We start from the raw sequence: 16,385 nt of genomic DNA on the forward strand, positions 1-16,385 counted from the left end.
ACGAGACACTGTCCGGTGCGCGCACCGGTAACCTCTCCTGGAGTGACGGGAATCGGCCCGGGTGGATGAGGAGACGTAGTGAGCCAGCAGCGGCGGGGATTGGGCAAAGGGCTGGGAGCTCTCATTCCGACGGGTCCCATTGTCGACGGCACGGGGGCGGTGCCGCCCGCCAACGGCTCGGCGGCGCATGACGCGGGGCCGAAGCCCGTCGCCGGCGCGTATTTCAAGGAAGTCCCGATCTCCGCGATCGTGCCGAACCCACGGCAGCCGCGTGAGGTGTTCGACGAGGAGCGCCTCATCGATTTGGAGGCGTCGATCCGTGAGGTCGGTCTCCTGCAGCCCGTGGTGGTCCGCCCGGTGGGTGGCGGACAGTACGAGCTCATCATGGGGGAGCGGCGGCTGCGGGCCTCGAAGATGGCGGGTCTTCAGGAGATTCCGGCGATCGTCCGCAACACCCGTGACACCGACCTTCTCCGTGACGCGCTGATCGAGAACCTCCAGAGGGAGCAGCTCAACCCCTTGGAAGAGGCGGCCGCCTACCAGCAGCTCCTCGATGACTTCGAAGCCACCCATGAGCAGATCGCGCAGAAGGTCGGCCGTTCGCGATCACACATCACCAACACCCTGCGCCTGCTCCAGCTCCCGCCCGACGTTCAGCTCAAGATGGCGGCCGGCTCCATCTCCGCCGGTCACGCGCGCGCCCTGCTCGGCCTGTCCACCCCCGAGGAGATGGTCCAGCTCGCCAAGCGCATCGTCGCCGAGCTGCTGTCCGTGCGCGCGGTGGAAGAGATCGTCGCGCTCGGCAACGTCCAGGCCGCTCCCTCGAAGCCCGCCCGTGAGCGTCAGCCGAACAAGCCCACCGCCCCTGGCCTCGCCCACCTCGCGGATCGGCTCTCCGACCACTTCGAGACCAAGGTGAAGGTGGACCTCGGCCGCCGGAAGGGACGCATCGTGGTGGAGTTCGCCACGATCGACGACCTGGAGCGCATCATCGGCACCATGGCCCCTGAGGCGGCCCGCGTCATGCGCGAGGCCGGGGAGTAGCCTCCCCGGCACTCGTCGATGAGCGTGTAACTACGCTTGTTTCACGTGAAACAGTGCGCTGAGACCGCCAGCCCATGTTTCACGTGAAACCATTTTGCTCGCCTGAAGTACGGCTGGGGCGTTGACCGTCTTGCCTCACCGCCCATGGCCGCGCCTACGGCACATCAGCTGGAGACCGCCCGGCTACCTCTCCCTGTCGTTGATGTGGTCCACACGGTCCGCACTTCTCTGAGACAGCTAGCTTCTGGCCGCGACGCCGGACGCCGGAGCGAGGCGGCCGGGCGTTTGCGACGTCACTCGATGCTCTTCTGAGGGCGACGTCCCGCTGAACGGGTATAGTCCTCAGCCGCCCGGCGATAGGCGCGGGGGGCAGAGGGCATGCCGCGAAGCCGTCCATCAACCAAGAGGCGGTGTCGGCCCTCCCGCCGGCCCTCCCACCGGTCCTTCCGGTGTCGACTCTCCTGCGTCGGCCTGGTGGTGTCGGCTCTCTCGCGTCCGCCTCCCTGTGTCCGCCTCCCTGTGTCCGCCTCCTTGTGTCCGCCTCCTTGTGTCCGCCTTGCGGCAAGGGCCCTCCCGCGTCGCCCTCCCCTCCCTCCCTGGTTCCGGCGGTTCTATGCAACCCACGGCTTGCCACGCTGATTGGTCACCCGCCCTTCGCGTCTCTCCCTCCGTCGGCTACCCATGAAGATTTGGGTTTCCACTGCGGACTGGCCTCTCGTACCGCCTGGTTCCCCTCACTACCCCTTCGGCTCTCCAGCTGCGGTCGCCGACGGAGTCGATGTTTCACGTGAAACGAGCGGCCCCCATCGCACGCGGGCGGTGTTTCACGTGAAACGTGGCGGCGTCGTCACAGGGCTGCCTTGCGGATGTCGGTGAGGAAGTCGTCGACGTGGTCCGGCTTTGTGTCGAAGGCCGTCATCCAACGGACGACCCCGGCCGCCTCGTCCCAGAAGTGGAAGCGGTAGCGCCGCTGGAGCGTCGTGGCCATCGGGACGGGGAGCCGGGCGAAGACGGCGTTGGACTCGACCGGGTGCTCAAGAGTGACGCCGGGGACGCCGACAAGACCGTCCGCGAGGCGGATTGCCATGGCGTTGGCGTGCGCCGCGTTCTGCCGCCACAGATCGTCGGTGAGCAGAGCGGTGAGCTGGGCCGAGATGAACCGCATCTTGGAAGCGAGCTGGAGCGACTGGCGGCGGAGGAACGGGACCGAACCGGCGAGCGATGGATCCAGGACGACGACCGCCTCGGCCGCGAGCGCGCCGTTCTTGGTGCCGCCGAAGCTGAAGACGTCCACGCCCGCCGCCGTGGTGATCTCGTCCAGCCCGCAGCCGCGGTGCGCCGCCGCGTTGGCCAGCCGGGCGCCGTCCACGTGGAGGCGTAGGCCGGCCGCGTGGGCGGTCTCGGCGAGGGCCGCGATCTCGTCGGGGGAGTAGCAGGTGCCGAGCTCGGTCACTTGGGAGATGGAGACGACACGGGGCTGAGGGTGGTGGTGCTCGCCCAGCACGGACAGGCGTGAGGTGATGTCGGCCGGGCGGAGCTTGCCGTCGGGCGTCGGCACGGTCACGAGTTTCACCCCGAGCAGGCGTTCCGCAGCGCCGGTCTCGTGGGTGGCGATGTGGGCGGTGTCGGGGCAGATGATCGCGTCATAGCGGCCGAGCATGAGGGCCAGGCCGACCAGGTTCGCGCCCGCGCCGTTCAGCACCGCGAACCCTTCGGCCTGTGGGCCGAACACGTCCTTGACGCGCTGCTCGAACGTCGCCGTCCAGGTGTCGCCACCGTACGCGGGCGCGTCACCGCGGTTGGCGTCCACCATGGCTTCGAGGACGGTGGGGTGGACGCCGGCATGGTTGTCGCTGGCGAAGCTCTTCGGGTAGGTGGAGTCGATCACAGGCCAAGGCTACTTACGGACGCGATCCCGTACTCGGTCGCGTGCACGGCACTCTTCTGGTCAGCGACGGCGGCGGCGGTTGCCGGGTCGGTGTGGGATGCGTGGCCCGAGCTCCCGCGATCCACCAGGGCGAGTGGTCGCGGGAGGTGCAGCTGCAGGGTTGAGGGGGAGGCGTGCCGGGCCGGGTTCGTCGCGGAGCGGGTGGTGGTGGTGGTCAGCGGTTGGCGAGGTTGGTGCGGGGGCGGTTGGCGGCGTTCTGGAGGAGGGCGCGGCAGAGGTCGCCGAGGTCCTGGCCCGCCGCTTCGGCGGCCATCGGGAGGAGGGAGGTCTCCGTCATGCCGGGGGCGACGTTCACCTCCAGGAAGTAGGGCGTGTCCGTGGCGTCGACGATGAGGTCGGTGCGGGAGATGTCGCGCAGGCCGAGCGCCGTGTGGGCCGTCACGGCGGTCTCGGCGCAGGCCGCCGCCGCGGCGGGGGAGAGGCGGGCCGGGGCGAAGAACTCGGTGTGGCCGGCCGTGTAGCGGGCGGCGTAGTCGTACACGCCCTCGTCGGGGACGATCTCCACGGCCGGGAGCGCGACAGGGCCGTCGCCGACGTCCACGACGGAGACCGCCACCTCGACGCCTTCGACGTACCGCTCGATGAGGGCGATGTCGCCGTACGCGAAGCAGCCGACCATCGCGGCCGGGAGCTCCTCGGCGGTGCGGACGATGGACGCGCCCAGGGCGGAGCCGCCGCGGGCGGGCTTGACGAACAGCGGGAGGCGGAGCTGGTCGACGATGCGCTCCAGCACGGCCGTCGCGCCGAGGTCGTGGAACGTCTCCTTGGGCAGCGTGATCGAGGAGGGCGTGCGCAGGCCGACCGAGCGGACGACGGCCTTGGCCGTCGGCTTGTCGAAGGCGACCCGGCACGCGTCGGGGTCGGCTCCCACGTACGGGACGTCGAGGAGCTCCAGCACCGAGCGGATCGCGCCGTCCTCGCCGGCGCCGCCGTGCAGCGTCACGAACACGGCGTCCGGCGGGTCGGCGAGGATCGACGGGACCAGGGACGCGTCGGTGTCGCGGGCCTCCACGTCGATGCCCGCCGCCCTGAGCACCTCGCTCACCCGGCGGCCGGAGCGCAGGGACACCTCACGCTCGTAGGACAGGCCCCCGGCCAGCACGAGCACGTGGCCCAGGTCGCTCATCTCGTCTCCTCAAACGGTCACCGTGGTCCAGCCGTCGTCCAGCCGTGGTCCAGTCTGTCCAACCGTACCGGCGGGGAGGTGCGCCGGCGTACCACGGCGGCCTGGCGTCCGTCACGAGCCGCGGCGGTCACCGTACACCCGCGTTCCCGGTCGCCGTACACCTGCGTCTCGCGCGACCGTACGCCGGATCTCGCGCGACCAGTACGCCGCGTCTCAAGTGACCGTACGTCCGCGTGTCGCGTGGCGTGACCGGCGGCAGGGCCGGGGGCCGTGCGGACCCCGGCCCTGCCGGAGGCGGTCAGGCCAGGTCCGGGCCTGGGGTGTCGACGCCGGCGTGGCCCCGCGTGGAGCCGGTGCCGAACATGTCGCGCAGTTGCATCTCCTGTTCGATGACGCCCGCCAGGCGGCGGACGCCCTCACGGATGCGGTCGGGCTCCGGGTAGCAGAACGACAGCCGCATGTGCCGCGAGCCGCTGCCGTCGGCGAAGAATCCGGTGCCGGGCACGAACGCCACCCGCTCGGCCACCGCGCGGGGCAGGATCGCCTTGGAGTCGAGCCCTTCGGGGAGGGTGGCCCAGACGAAGAACCCGCCTGCGGGCCGCGTCCAGGTGACCTCGGGTGGCATCAGGGATGCGAGGGCGTCGAGCATGGCGTCGCGGCGCTCGCGGTAGAGCTCCTTGAACGTCTTGATCTGCTCGCGCCACGGCTGCGTGGTGAGGTACTGGCCGACGGCCAGCTGGGTGAACGACGAGTGCGACAGCACGGCCGACTCCATGGCCAGCACGAGTTTGTCGCGGATGGCGTGGGGCGCGAGTGCCCAGCCGACGCGGAAGCCCGGGGCGAGCGTCTTGGAGAACGACCCCAGGTAGACCACGCCGTCCGGGTTGTCCGCGCGCAGCGCGCGCATCGGCTCGCCGTCGAAGCCGAGGAGCCCGTACGGGTTGTCCTCGACGATGAGCACCCCGGCGCGCTGGCAGATGTCGAGCACCTGCTGCCGCCTGGCCGCGTTGAGCGTGACGCCGCCGGGGTTGTGGAAGGTCGGAATCGTGTACAGGAACTTGATCGGAGCTCCCGCCGTTTCCAGGGCGTAGATGGTCTGGGCGAGGGATTCGGGCACGATACCCTGATCATCCATGGCGATATGCACCACTTTGGCCTCGTATGCGGCAAAGGTGCCGAGGGCGCCCACGTACGAGGGTCCCTCTGCCAGGATCACATCGCCCGGGTCGATGAAGATCCGCGTGATCAGGTCGAGTGCCTGCTGCGAGCCGACGGTGACGACGACGTCGTTGCCGCCCGCCTGGATCCCTTCCAGCGCCATGACCTCGCAGATCTGCTCACGCAGATGCGGGTCGCCCTGGCCGGAGCCGTACTGGAGCGCGACGGGCCCGCGTCTGGTCACGAGATCCGAGACCAGCTCGCCGACCATGTCGAGGGGAAGCGCCGTGACGTACGGCATGCCGCCGGCGAGCGAGACCACCTCGGGCCTCGACGCGACGGCGAAGAGAGCTCGGATCTCGGAGGCGACCATCCCGGTAGCTCGCGCGGCGTACCGGTCGACGTAGGCGTCGATCCGCGACCCTTGGGTCGCGGGCGTCTGACCGTGATCCTGCTCTGCTGTCACGGCCCACCTCCTAGGTGTGTATCGATCCGAGACTCCAGATTACGCCAGTCGGACATGTCGCCCGTGACGGGGCCAGACGGCCGTGATATCCGCTTGTGGCACTGTCCCTGGGCTACGATGCCAGCTGGGGACGCGGTTTTCCCGCGCTTTTCCGGGTCTACGATTGGGGCCGTAGGTGTCGCGTCGGCTGGTCAATATCACCCTGGACAATCTGGAAGATCTTCCCAGGCGCTGCCGTCAGTGCGTTTTCTGGGAGCTCGACCCCGTCAGCGGCGAGCGGGCGGTGATGTCGGGCGACCCCGGGCTGGAGAAGGAAGCCTGGATCTCCGGCACGCTCCTCGAATGGGGCAGCTGCGGGAAGATCGTCTATGTCGACGGGGTGCCCGCGGGGTTCGTGCTCTACAGCCCTCCGCTCTACAGCCCGCGTTCGGTGGCCTTTCCCACCTCGCCGGTGAGCGCCGACGCCGTGCTGCTGATGACGGCGCACATCGTGTCCGAATTCTCCGGCGGCGGGCTGGGCCGGATGCTCATCCAGGGCGTCGCGAAAGACCTCACGCGTCGCGGCGTGAAAGCCATCGAGGCGTTCGGCGACCTCAAATGGGAAGAACCGAGTTGCGTAGTTCCTGCCGAATATTTGCTTTCGGTGGGCTTTAAGACGGTTCGTCCGCATTTGCGATTTCCCAGGCTGCGGTTGGAACTGAAGACCGCCGTCTCCTGGCGGGAGGACGTGGAGGTCGCCCTGGAACGCCTCCTGGGCTCCATGAGCCCCGAACGCGCCCTCCGCCCCGTCTGACCCCGTACGGCCCTTCCAGAGGGCCTTCAGAGCCCTCCAGCGGTCACGCGGTCGAGGTCCGGCATCCACTGGCGCGCCGGGTCGAACTGCCGGAATCCGTCCGCCACGAACTCGACGAGCGCGGTCAGCATCGGGTGCCGGTTCTGCCGGTGGTAGAGCAGCGAGCACGGGTAGACCGGGACGGGGTCGATCACCGGGAGCTGCACGACCCCGGCATGCCAGGGCAGCCGGCAGCCCTCGCCGACGAACCCGAGCCGCTCACCGGAGGCGATCTCCGCCACGAAGTGCTCCCAGCCGAAGTCCGGCCCCGACGCGTCCCGCTGGACGACGCGGCCACGTACGAGCTGCTGGCGCGCGGCGACACGCTCGGCGTCTTCCAGCTGGACAGCGGCGGGATGCGGGTGCTGCTGAGGCTCATGCGGCCCACCACGTTCACCGACATCGCCGCCGTCAACGCGCTCTACCGTCCGGGCCCCATGGAGATGAACGCGGGACCGTCCTGCTGGACCTCCGGCCCTTCCGGGTCGCCGCCGACCCCGCCTTCTACGGCGACGTCAAGGCGCTGCTCGGCGCCGGCGCGATAGGCGGGTCATGACGCCGGCGTGCCCCCGGTGCCGCACCGGGGACGTCCTGGCCGTGGCGCGCCTGCCCCACGCCTGGACGAACGCATCGGGGAACGAGGCGTCAGCGAGGTGCTCCTGTGCGCCCGCTGCGACGCGGGCCACCCCCTGGTCGCGTCCTTCGCGCCCCCGTACGATCCGGACCGGTTCGTACGGGCCCTGACCGCCTGGATCGCCGGGGCGCTGCCCCCGCAACCGGACGAGAGCGCGCTGAGAGCCGAGGCCGACGCCTGGCGCCGCGGCGAGCTGTGAAACGCGAAAGCCCTCCGCGCCGGGGCGGAGGGCTTTCGGTGGACGGGGCTAGATGATGCCGTCGAGCTCCCGGAGCAGCATGGCCTTCGGCTTGGCGCCGATGATCTGCTTGACGAGCTCGCCGCCCTTGTAGACGTTCATCGTGGGGATCTGGAGGACGCCCGCCTGGCGGGGCACCTCGGGGTTCTCGTCGATGTTGAGCTTGACGATCTCCAGCTTGTCGCCGTGCTCGTTGGCGATCTCCTGGAGGATGGGCGCGACCTGCCGGCACGGGCCGCACCACTCGGCCCAGAAGTCGACCAGAACGGGCTTGTCGCTCTTGAGGACCTCGGCTTCGAACGTGGCGTCGGTAACTGCCTTCACGGATGCGCTCCCTTACTTCTCGTTTGAGGCGAGCCAGCGCTCGGAGTCGAGCGACGCCGAGCAGCCGGTGCCCGCCGCGGTGATCGCCTGGCGGTAGATGTGGTCGACGACGTCGCCCGCGGCGAACACGCCGTCGATGTTGGTGGCGGTGCCGGGGTGGGCGACCTTGATGTAGCCGTTCTCGTCCAGCTCCACCTGGTCCTTGACCAGCTCGGTGCGCGGGTCGTGGCCGATCGCCAGGAACAGCGCGTCGGTGGCCAGCTCGGACTCCTCGCCGGTCTTGACGTTGCGCAGCTTGACCGCCTCCACCTTGGTGTCGCCGAGGACGTCCACGACCTCGCTGTCCCAGACGAAGCGGATCTTGTCGTTGGCGAACGCCCGGTCCTGCATGATCTTGCTGGCGCGCAGCTCGTCGCGGCGGTGCACCACGGTCACCATGCGGCCGAACCGGGTCAGGAACGTCGCCTCCTCCATGGCGGTGTCGCCGCCGCCCACGACCACGATGTCCTTGTTGCGGAAGAAGAAGCCGTCACAGGTCGCGCACCAGGAGACGCCGCGGCCGGACAACCGCTTCTCGTTCTCCAGGCCGAGCTCGCGGTAGCCGGAGCCCATCGCGAGGATGACCGACTTGGCGTAGTAGGTCGTGTCGTAGGTCTTGATGACCTTGGGGTCGGCCTTGAGGTCGACCTCCACCACGTCGTCGGCGATCAGCTCGGCGCCGAACCGCTCGGCCTGCTTGCGCAGGTTGCCCATCAGGTCGGGGCCCATGATGCCGTCGGGGAAACCGGGGAAGTTCTCCACGTCGGTGGTGTTCATGAGCGCGCCGCCGGCGGTCACGGAGCCTTCGAAAAGCAGAGGCTTGAGTTCGGCGCGTGCGGAGTAGACGGCCGCGGTGTAGCCGGCGGGGCCGGATCCAATGATGATCACGTTCCGAACGTCGTTCAACGCTCCCACGCCTCTCTCGTCTGATGATGCCGTTCGCCTCAACAGATCCTAAGCCGTCGCCATTCCCGGCCTTCGGGCGCACACGCGAAAGAGCCCGCCGAAGCGGGCTCTTTCCAGGTCACGGATCTACCAGCGGCCCAGAGCGGGCTTGCGCAGGTTCTTGCAGTTGAACGGATCGACGACGTCGATGCGCAGCCGCTTGGCCTCCTTGTTCTTCCAGGACGCCATGACGATGGCCTCCTGGCCGTTGTAGTGGCCCTGGTCGACGGCGAAGACCTCCAGCTTGGCGCGGCTGGAGACCTTGCTCACGCAGTGGTCGACCTGGTTGCCGCCGGAGTCGCCGCCGACGATGGGGGCCGGCGCGAGGAAGTCGCCGAGCGCCTGGCGCAGCTCCTGGTCGCTGTAGTTGTGGCCGCTGTCGGTGAGCGCGTAGGCCCTGGCCCGCGTCTCCTGCCGGGACGGCTGGCTCGACGCCGCGAGCTCCGGCTGCCGGGCGGCCGGCTCGCCGCCCCCGGAGGCCAGCAGGCTCGCCGTCACCGTCGCGGTGCCCACCACCGCGACCGCGGCGGCCGCGGCCACCGCGGGCATCGCCCACCGGCGCCGCCGGACCGTGCGCGTCCGCGCCGGGACGACGGTGCCGTCGTCGGAGACGACCCCGAGGCGGGCCGGCTCCTGAGGCTCCCATGGCGCGTCGCGCATGAGCTCGTCCCAGTCCGGCTCCTCGGCCAGGCCGACCCCGCCGCGCCGCGACTCCGCCTCGGCGGCCAGCGCCTTGTCGATGCGTAGTGCGACACCCATCGGCATGGCCGGGGTGGGGGTCGCCGCGAGCACCTCGCGAACCGCCGCCAGATCCGCCAGCAGCTCCCCGCATGGGGGGCACACCGCGAGATGGTCGCGGATCCGGCCGGCTCTGTCGACGTCCAGGAGACCCTCGGCGAAATCGGCGAGGGCGTCCAGATCGTAGTGCGTATCACCCGTCACGAAGTTCTGCTCCCTTCGCGGATGAGACGCGACTCAAGTCAGATCGGTTCCGCAGATGCGAAAGAATCGGGGCAAGTTTCGCGCGGCCCCTGGCGCACCTGCTCTTCACCGTCCCACTGGGCACCTGGAGTACCTGAGCTGCGTCTTCGACGGAGTAGCCCATCATGTCGACCAGCACCAGCGCGGCCCGCTGATCGGCGGGGAGCAGCTTGAGCGCGGCCGAGACCTCCATCGAGACCTCGCGCTCCAGCGTCTGGTCGGGCAGGTGGGTGTCGCGCTCCGCGGCCTCGATGAGCTCGTCGTCGGCCACCGGACGCACGGACTTGCGGCGCATCCGGTCGAGGCAGGCGTTGACCACGATGCGGTGCAGCCAGGTGGTGACGGCGGCCTCGCCGCGGAACGAGCCGGCCTTGCGGTAGGCGGAGACGAAGGCGTCCTGCACGGCGTCGGCGGCCTCGTCGGGGTCGCCGAGCGTGCGCAGCGCGACGGCCCACATCCGGTCGCGGTGTCTCTTGACGATCTCGCTGAAGGCGTGAGGATCTCCCTGGATGTGCGCGGTCAGCAGACCGGCGTCGCTGACCGCGTCGCCGGCCGCGGGACGATCCGCTGGAGACGGAGTCTCGGGTGGGGAGTTCACAAGAGGGGTCCTGGTTAAGCCGATCCTGGAGATTGCACCACTACTTCATAGATGGTGCCATGAAACTTGCCTGCGTCTGCCGGAAGCCGGGTAAACCAGATCAAAACGTACTGGCCGCTCGCCGTCTGTTCCGGCTTGAAGGTCGTCTTGCCGGAGGCGTCCTTCGCCTTGGCGACGGTCTTCAACGACGACAGGTCGGCCTCGTCGCCCACCCTCAGCTCGACGTTGGCGCCCGGCGTCTCGCCCAGCGTAGCCACCACGTCGCTGATCTGCATGGACTTGCCCAGATCGAGAAGCAGGCCCACCCCGTCCTTGAGGTTGCCCAGCTCGGCGCTGTTGTAGTTGTCGGTCTTCCAGAACGTGCTCGGCTTGCCGTCGATGGTGAGCGCCGCCAGCTCGGCCTTCTCCTCCTTGTCGCCGAGCGGGTCGAACCCGGTCGCCTCCTCCGGCTTGACCTCCTGCGACTGGGCGGGGGACTGGCTGACGGCGGTGGTCGGGGAGGGCTGCGCCTCCCGGTCGCCGGGGCTGCCCAGGCTCCGGCCGATCGTCCAGGCGCCGACGCCGACCGCGACGATCACCAGGAGCACCACGACCGTCATCAGCACCCGGTTGAGCAGGTTGCCGCCGCCGCCCTGCGTCACGACCTGCGGCACCGGCTGCGGCAGAGGGGGCAGGCGCCGCTCGGTGTCGAGGCCCTCGCTCGGGGAGGCCGACGTCACGGACGGCGGGGAGGAAGGGTACGGGATCGAGATCGGCATCGGCCTGGCCACGCCGGCGAGCGCCTCGGCGATCTGGGCGGGACTGGAGAGCGAGCCCTGGCCCTTGCGCGACTCGGGCAGGCAGGCCCGGATCGTGACCGTATCGAGATAACCGGGCACCCCCGCGGTCACCTGACGCGGGGTGCAGAAGTGGCCGTCGGTCATCGGCGCGGCCGGGAGCGTGCCCTCTTCCTCGTCGCCGGGCCAGTGGCCGGTCAGCCCCGCGTAGAGCAGGCGGCCGAGGCCCTCGGCGTCGTCCAGCGCGGGCTGGTCGGTGGTCAGCCCGTAGAGGGCGGCGTCGACCGCCACGCCCAGCACCTTGACCGTGTTGCCGGTGGTCCACACCAGGTTTCCCGGGCGCAGGCACAGGTGGTAGAGGTCGGCCTCGTGCGCGTGGGCGAGCGCCTCGGCGGCCTCGGCGACCAGCCCGGCGGCCCGCTCCGGCTCCAGCGGCCCGCTGGACAGCAGGTCGGAGAGGGTGTCGCCGGTGACCCACTCGCTGACGACGTAGGAGTGCTCGGAGTCCTCCGCGGCGTCGAAGACCTGGGTGATGCGGGGATCGGTGAGCCTGCTGGCGGCCCGGGCGGCGGTGACGACCTCGTGGACGCGCGGGAAGTCGGGCGAAAAGGTCAGCACCGCGACGGGACGGGCGAGGATCTCGTCGATGGCCTTCCAGTAGGTGGCGCCGTCGGACTCGCTGACCCGGTCCTCCAGCCGGAACCGCTGGGCGAGACGGGTGCCGGGCTCTACTGCCGACGTGCTCACTGGCTCACCCCGCTGGCCCGATCATCCCTGGTCACGGCTCTCCGCGCCTGCGTGGCGGTGTGATGCGCAGGCACGCTATGCCGGATGGATCCGCCCACGCCCCTCCTGCTTCCATTCGCGCGTGTCGGCACCATGCTAGTGCCCGGCAAGGTTGCTCCCCCCGCTCTTTAGCGGCGTACCCGCCCGGCGACCATCCCAACGACCGAGCTGACCTCGGGAATGCGAACCCGGTGGGCTATCCACAGATACAGGAGCATCCCCAGCCCGCCTCCCACAGTCAGAATGATCATCGAGTTGAGGAAGCCGAGCCCGCCGAAGATCTCCTGCACCGCCCACACCGAGGCCAGGGCGAGCGCCGCGGTGGGCAGGGCGGCGAGGTACATCTTGGTCATCGCCATGCCGATCTGCCAGCCGCCCAGCCCGCCGACCTTGCGGCCGGCCAGTATCCAGGCCGCGATCGCGCCGAGCCCGTACGCGATCGCGTACGCCAGAGCCAGCCCCATGACCGCGTAGCGGGCCGGCAGCAGGTTGTAGAACAGCACCATCAGCGCGGCGTAGACCGCGGTGGTGCCGGCGCCGACGAAGACGGGGGTGCGGGTGTCGCCGAAGCTGTAGAAGACCCGCAGCAGCATCTGGAAGACCGCGAACGGCACCAGCGCGAGCCCGTAGACCTGCAGCACGTTGCCGATGTAGATGGCGTTGGCCACGGTGTTGGCGCCGTGACCGTACAGCGGCACGGTGACCGCCGGTCCGAGCACCATGAGCAGCAGCGACACCGGCACCATCACCGCGCCGATGAGCCGCACGCCGGAGCCGAACTCCGCGCGCACCTCCGCGAAGCGCCCGTCGGCCACGGCCCGGCTCATCCGGGGCAGCATCGCGGTGATCACCGAGACGCCGACGACTCCGTACGGGAGCTGGAAGAGCTGGAACGCCAGGGTGTACGGGGAGATGCCGTGGCCGGCGACCGCGTCGCCGGCGGCGCTGGAGAGGTTGGTGGTGAGCAGGAACCCGAGCTGGGTGACCACCACGTAGCCGATCGTCCAGACGCCGGCCCTGGCCATCTCGCCGAGCCGGGCGTTGCGCAGGTCGAAGCGGGCGACGAAGCGGAACCCGGCCCGCTTGAGCGCGATCACCAGCACGGTGGCCTGGGCCACGATGCCGGCCGTGGTGCCGAGGCCGAGCAGGGCCAGCTCGCCGTTGCTGACGCTGCTGAGGTCGGAGCCGTCGGTGACGATGACGGCGTAGGCGATCAGGACGCAGATGACGACCAGGTTGTTGACCACCGGGGCCCACATCGGGGCGGCGAACCGGTCGCGGGTGTTGAGGATCGCCCCCGCCACCGCGCCGATGCCGAAGAAGGCGAGCTGCGGCAGGATGAACTGGGCCAGCCGCACCGCCACCCCGAACTTCCTCTCACCGCGGTCCCAGTCGGTGTAGAGGTCGATGAGCAGGGGGGCGGCCAGCACGGCCAGCGCGGCCACGACGATGAGCATGATGGTGGCGAACGTCAGCAGCCGCTGCTCGTAGGCGCGGCCGCCGTCGGGGTCCTGCTGCTGGGCCCTGACGATCATCGGCACCACGACGCTGCTGAGCACGCCGAGCAGCAGCAGGTCGAGGATGCTGAAGGGGATGGCGTAGGCCGCGTTGTAGGCGTCGCCGAGGAAGGCCGTGCCGATGGCGTAGGCCAGCACCATGGTCCGGATGAACCCGGTCACGCGGGACACCATCGTGCCGGCGGCCATGATGGCGCTGGCCCGCAGCAAGCGGCTCATACGGTCTCACTCTCCCGAGTCCTGGCTGCCCGTGCGCCGCGCCGCTGCGACCTGCGCCGGAGTATCCGCGTCACCACCGCCGCGAGCATGACGGTCAGCGCGCATCCCACGATGACCAGCGCGATGCCGGTGTAGCCGGTGGTGCGCACGATCAGCTTGACCGGGTCGCCGTAGGGCCGGCCGTCGGTGGTCATGAGCTGGACGGTCACCGTGGCGTCGCCGCCGCTGGAGGAGGTCACGGTCATGGGGATCTGGACGGTGCCGCTCTGCTCGCCGTTGATGTGCAGCGGCTGCCGGAAGTCGGACTCGAGCAGGTCGGGGTCGTCGGACCGGGCCGTGACGTGCAGCGATATGGGGATGTCGAGCTCGTTCTTGACGCTGATCGGGACCTCGCCCTCGCTGCCCGCGAGGGTGCGCGGCTGGTCGGGGCCGGCGCCGGTGATCGACACCAGCCTGGTCCGGTCCTCGACCGCGTCGCCGACCTGCTCGATGACGGCGCGGCCGGCCTTGGCGCGGCCGCGCCAGGCGGAGGAGGTGAGCCTGAGCACCGCGGCGTCGAAGGACGACTGGCTCTGGCCGGTGATCAGGGCGGTCAGCTCCGCCTGCGCGGCGACCTCCTGGACCGGGGCGAGGTATTTGCCGCTGAGCTCCTGCTTGCGGTCCTTGTCGGAGTAGGTGAGCCCGGCGCGCTGCGCGGGCGCTGCGGACACCTGGATCGAGTCGAGGGGGGTGAGCGACAGCCACGGCAGCCTGCCGGCGGTCTTCAGCAGCGTCGAGACGACCGTCGGGCTGGGGTTCCAGCGCCGGGACGGGGCCATGACCAGGGACCGCGCCCGGGTCTGGCCGGGTTCGGCGGCGAGCGTCGCGGTCTCGGCGACGAACCGCTGCCTGCTCAGCAGGGTCGCGCCGCGGGTGCCGGGGGCGGGTTCGAGGAGGCGGCTCAGCTCGGAGTCGGCCACCAGCGCGGTGACGGGGCCCATGACGGTGTCGAGGGTGGCCGCGGCGTCGGGGGTGGCGGCGGCGGCGAACGTGGTCGCGGCGGCGGAGGAGTCCTGCGCCGTCGGCAGGGCCGCCGGGTCGAGCAGCACCTTGTCGACGCGGGCGCCGCCGGGTGTGCCGACGGCGAGCAGGTCGAGCGCGTCGGCGTCGATCACGCCGCCGACCGGCCAGTAGGTCGACGTCAACACGTCGTTCTTGATCAGCGCGGTCTTCTGCCGGGCCAGCTCCAGCGCGCGGGCCGGCTGCCGGTCCAGGCCCCGGTGGGCCAGCGCGGTCACGTCGGGGTCGGCGTACGGGGTGGCGATGACGGCGTTGTCGGCCAGCGCCGCGCGCATCGAGGTGAGCCACTGGCCCGCGGCGGGCTCGGCGGGCCGCTGGTCGGCCTTGTCGTCCTTCTTGACCCGGAACGGCTTGGTCATGGCCTGGACGTCGTCGAAGAGCGCCGGGTCGACGACCCAGGTGACGCTCGCGGGGGCGGTCTCGGCGATGCGGGCGAGGTCGGCCAGCCGGCCCTTGCCGGTGAGCTCGGCGACCAGTTCCTCGTCCACGAAGGTGCCGTCGTCGGCCCGGCGCGGCTGGTCGATCAAGGGCAGCACGAACGACAGCCGGTTGCGCACCGGCCGCGGCTGGGTGGTCGCGGGCGCGTACGTGAGGAAGGTGCGCTGGGAGGCGAGCTGGGTGGCGTCCCACTGGACCACCTCGACGGCGAGCGGGTAGGCGCCGAACGCGGTCAGCCCGAACTGCGCGGGCGTCATCGTCAGCTCGAACTCGACGGAGGAGTTGGCGGCCAGCTCGGGGATGACCATGCTCGACTGGGTGGAGACGTTGGGCGGCTGGGTGACGGTCGTGGCGTCACCGGCGAAGGTGCTGAGCGCGGCCCGGTCGGTGAAGCGCTGGGAGGAGTAGCGCACCCTGACCCGCAGGCCCGGCAGCGGCGCGGAGCCGCTGTTGCGGACCGTGCCGGTGACCTTGATCTCGGTCGCCCGTTCGGTGGCGTAGTCGGGGGTCACGGACGTGAGGGCCAGCTCGACGCCCTGCCTGCTGGTGATCGCGGCAGCCGGGCCAGGCGCCGCCGCCACCGTGATCGGGGCGAGCAGCGCTGCCGAGAGCACGGCGAGCAGCGTGGTCCTTCGGATCACGCTTCGGCCCGGGCTGGAGTACGACGCACGCCCGCAATGGTACGGGTTCAGTGCCCCTGCGCGACCGCCTCCAAGCCCGCGTGGGGGCTCGGTGCGCGCAGGTCGACGGTCTTCCCCGACAGGAGTGTGAGCAGGTCGAGGGCCCGCATGGTGAGCACCGCGTGGCGCTCGCCGATGGGGGAGAAGATCGGATCAGTGTCGGCGTCGAGCCGGTCGTCGATGAACACCGGCAGCTCTTCGGGCAGCAGCAGCGGCCCGACCAGCCCGGCGGCGTAGTCGGTGGCCTCGTTGACGAGGTGCGCGGGCGCGGGGCGTACGGTGCGGACGCCGAGCAGCCCTCCGACGGCGCCCGGGCGCGGCGGTGCGGCGAGCGAGTGGACGACGGCGACGACGAACGGGCGCCCTATCCTCGGTGCGACCTCGAACACCGTGACCGTCACGCACCTCTCGGGTGCGGCGGAGATCGTCCCCGGAAGCTCGTCCGCGCAAGTGATGGGGCGCGGAAGGCGTACGATCTCATGGTGGACCTGGTGTGTGAGGAGCCAGCGGTGGATCGCGAGGGCGTCCTTCATGAAAGACCTCCTTGCCTCGTTCCATCGCGCCGTCGGTCCCCAGA

15 protein-coding genes and 1 pseudogene are annotated in these 16,385 nt (G+C 70.4%); 4 read left to right on the forward strand and 12 right to left on the reverse strand.

What is annotated here, in order from left to right:
* Positions 1-78: 78 nt before the first annotated feature.
* Complete coding sequence (locus ACQEUU_RS03125; RefSeq protein WP_433059993.1) at positions 79-1,044, forward strand: ParB/RepB/Spo0J family partition protein; 966 nt, start codon at positions 79-81, stop codon at positions 1,042-1,044.
* An 847-nt stretch (positions 1,045-1,891) separates the two neighbouring features.
* On the opposite strand, the gene ACQEUU_RS03130 is transcribed toward ACQEUU_RS03125, so the two are convergent.
* The 3 genes from ACQEUU_RS03130 to ACQEUU_RS03140 all read right to left on the reverse strand — a co-directional run bounded on the left by ACQEUU_RS03130 (position 1,892) and on the right by ACQEUU_RS03140 (position 5,649).
* Positions 1,892-2,932, reverse strand: a complete 1,041-nt coding sequence (locus ACQEUU_RS03130; protein WP_433059996.1) for a threonine aldolase family protein — start codon at positions 2,930-2,932, stop codon at positions 1,892-1,894.
* Between the two features lie 214 nt (positions 2,933-3,146).
* Positions 3,147-4,118, reverse strand: a complete 972-nt coding sequence (locus tag ACQEUU_RS03135; protein ID WP_433059999.1) for a D-alanine--D-alanine ligase family protein — start codon at positions 4,116-4,118, stop codon at positions 3,147-3,149.
* A 298-nt stretch (positions 4,119-4,416) separates the two neighbouring features.
* Positions 4,417-5,649 (reverse strand): PLP-dependent aminotransferase family protein, encoded by a 1,233-nt coding sequence (locus ACQEUU_RS03140; RefSeq protein WP_270154569.1) that lies wholly within the window; start codon positions 5,647-5,649, stop codon positions 4,417-4,419.
* Between the two features lie 268 nt (positions 5,650-5,917).
* On the opposite strand from ACQEUU_RS03140, the gene ACQEUU_RS03145 reads away from it, so the two are divergent.
* Complete coding sequence (locus ACQEUU_RS03145; RefSeq protein WP_270154537.1) at positions 5,918-6,535, forward strand: GNAT family N-acetyltransferase; 618 nt, start codon at positions 5,918-5,920, stop codon at positions 6,533-6,535.
* A gap of 26 nt (positions 6,536-6,561) precedes the next feature.
* On the opposite strand, the gene ACQEUU_RS03150 is transcribed toward ACQEUU_RS03145, so the two are convergent.
* Complete coding sequence (locus ACQEUU_RS03150; protein WP_433072021.1) at positions 6,562-6,816, reverse strand: hypothetical protein; 255 nt, start codon at positions 6,814-6,816, stop codon at positions 6,562-6,564.
* On the opposite strand from ACQEUU_RS03150, the pseudogene ACQEUU_RS03155 reads away from it, so the two are divergent.
* Together ACQEUU_RS03155 and ACQEUU_RS03160 are read left to right on the forward strand one after the other, a co-directional pair.
* Positions 6,751-7,026: pseudogene (locus ACQEUU_RS03155) on the forward strand (hypothetical protein); the annotation flags it as partial. The gene ACQEUU_RS03150 and the pseudogene ACQEUU_RS03155 overlap by 66 nt on opposite strands.
* Positions 7,027-7,146: 120 nt before the next feature.
* Positions 7,147-7,407 (forward strand): DUF6300 family protein, encoded by a 261-nt coding sequence (locus tag ACQEUU_RS03160; RefSeq protein WP_433071726.1) that lies wholly within the window; start codon positions 7,147-7,149, stop codon positions 7,405-7,407.
* A 48-nt stretch (positions 7,408-7,455) separates the two neighbouring features.
* Here ACQEUU_RS03160 and trxA read toward each other — a convergent pair whose 3' ends face one another.
* The 8 genes from trxA to ACQEUU_RS03200 all read right to left on the reverse strand — a co-directional run bounded on the left by trxA (position 7,456) and on the right by ACQEUU_RS03200 (position 16,341).
* Complete coding sequence (gene trxA, locus ACQEUU_RS03165; RefSeq protein WP_270154536.1) at positions 7,456-7,770, reverse strand: thioredoxin; 315 nt, start codon at positions 7,768-7,770, stop codon at positions 7,456-7,458.
* A 12-nt stretch (positions 7,771-7,782) separates the two neighbouring features.
* On the reverse strand, positions 7,783-8,715 hold the full coding sequence (gene trxB, locus ACQEUU_RS03170; RefSeq protein ID WP_433060002.1) for a thioredoxin-disulfide reductase: 933 nt from the start codon (positions 8,713-8,715) through the stop codon (positions 7,783-7,785).
* 126 nt (positions 8,716-8,841) lie between these two features.
* Positions 8,842-9,696: an anti-sigma factor family protein gene (locus ACQEUU_RS03175; RefSeq protein WP_433060005.1), complete on the reverse strand. Its 855-nt coding sequence runs from the start codon at positions 9,694-9,696 to the stop codon at positions 8,842-8,844.
* The gene (gene sigM, locus ACQEUU_RS03180) at positions 9,686-10,333 is read right to left on the reverse strand and encodes an RNA polymerase sigma factor SigM (RefSeq protein WP_433060007.1); all 648 of its coding nucleotides are present in this window, start codon (positions 10,331-10,333) and stop codon (positions 9,686-9,688) included. The genes ACQEUU_RS03175 and sigM overlap by 11 nt, the downstream gene beginning before the upstream one ends.
* Positions 10,334-10,347: 14 nt before the next feature.
* On the reverse strand, positions 10,348-11,856 hold the full coding sequence (locus tag ACQEUU_RS03185; RefSeq protein ID WP_433060010.1) for a protein kinase family protein: 1,509 nt from the start codon (positions 11,854-11,856) through the stop codon (positions 10,348-10,350).
* Between the two features lie 167 nt (positions 11,857-12,023).
* A complete protein-coding gene (gene murJ / locus ACQEUU_RS03190) occupies positions 12,024-13,631 on the reverse strand; it encodes a murein biosynthesis integral membrane protein MurJ (protein WP_433060013.1) in 1,608 nt (535 codons plus the stop codon).
* The gene (locus ACQEUU_RS03195; protein WP_433060016.1) at positions 13,628-15,769 is read right to left on the reverse strand and encodes a DUF6049 family protein; all 2,142 of its coding nucleotides are present in this window, start codon (positions 15,767-15,769) and stop codon (positions 13,628-13,630) included. Before ACQEUU_RS03195 ends, murJ begins: the two co-directional genes overlap by 4 nt.
* A 47-nt stretch (positions 15,770-15,816) precedes the next feature.
* On the reverse strand, positions 15,817-16,341 hold the full coding sequence (locus ACQEUU_RS03200; RefSeq protein WP_433060019.1) for an aminoacyl-tRNA deacylase: 525 nt from the start codon (positions 16,339-16,341) through the stop codon (positions 15,817-15,819).
* Positions 16,342-16,385: the final 44 nt, after the last annotated feature.

The organism is Nonomuraea sp. CA-218870, from assembly GCF_050936535.1.
GTDB lineage: Bacteria > Actinomycetota > Actinomycetes > Streptosporangiales > Streptosporangiaceae > Nonomuraea > Nonomuraea corallina.

Bases quoted from the DNA above. Each gene is read 5' to 3' on its own strand.
- ACQEUU_RS03135 (WP_433059999.1), bottom strand. From the start codon at position 4,118: ATGAGCGACCTGGGCCACGTGCTCGTGCTGGCCGGGGGCCTGTCCTAC.
- ACQEUU_RS03140 (WP_270154569.1), bottom strand. From the start codon at position 5,649: ATGGTCGCCTCCGAGATCCGAGCTCTCTTCGCCGTCGCGTCGAGGCCC.
- murJ (WP_433060013.1), bottom strand. From the start codon at position 13,631: ATGAGCCGCTTGCTGCGGGCCAGCGCCATCATGGCCGCCGGCACGATG.
- ACQEUU_RS03200 (WP_433060019.1), bottom strand. From the start codon at position 16,341: ATGAAGGACGCCCTCGCGATCCACCGCTGGCTCCTCACACACCAGGTC.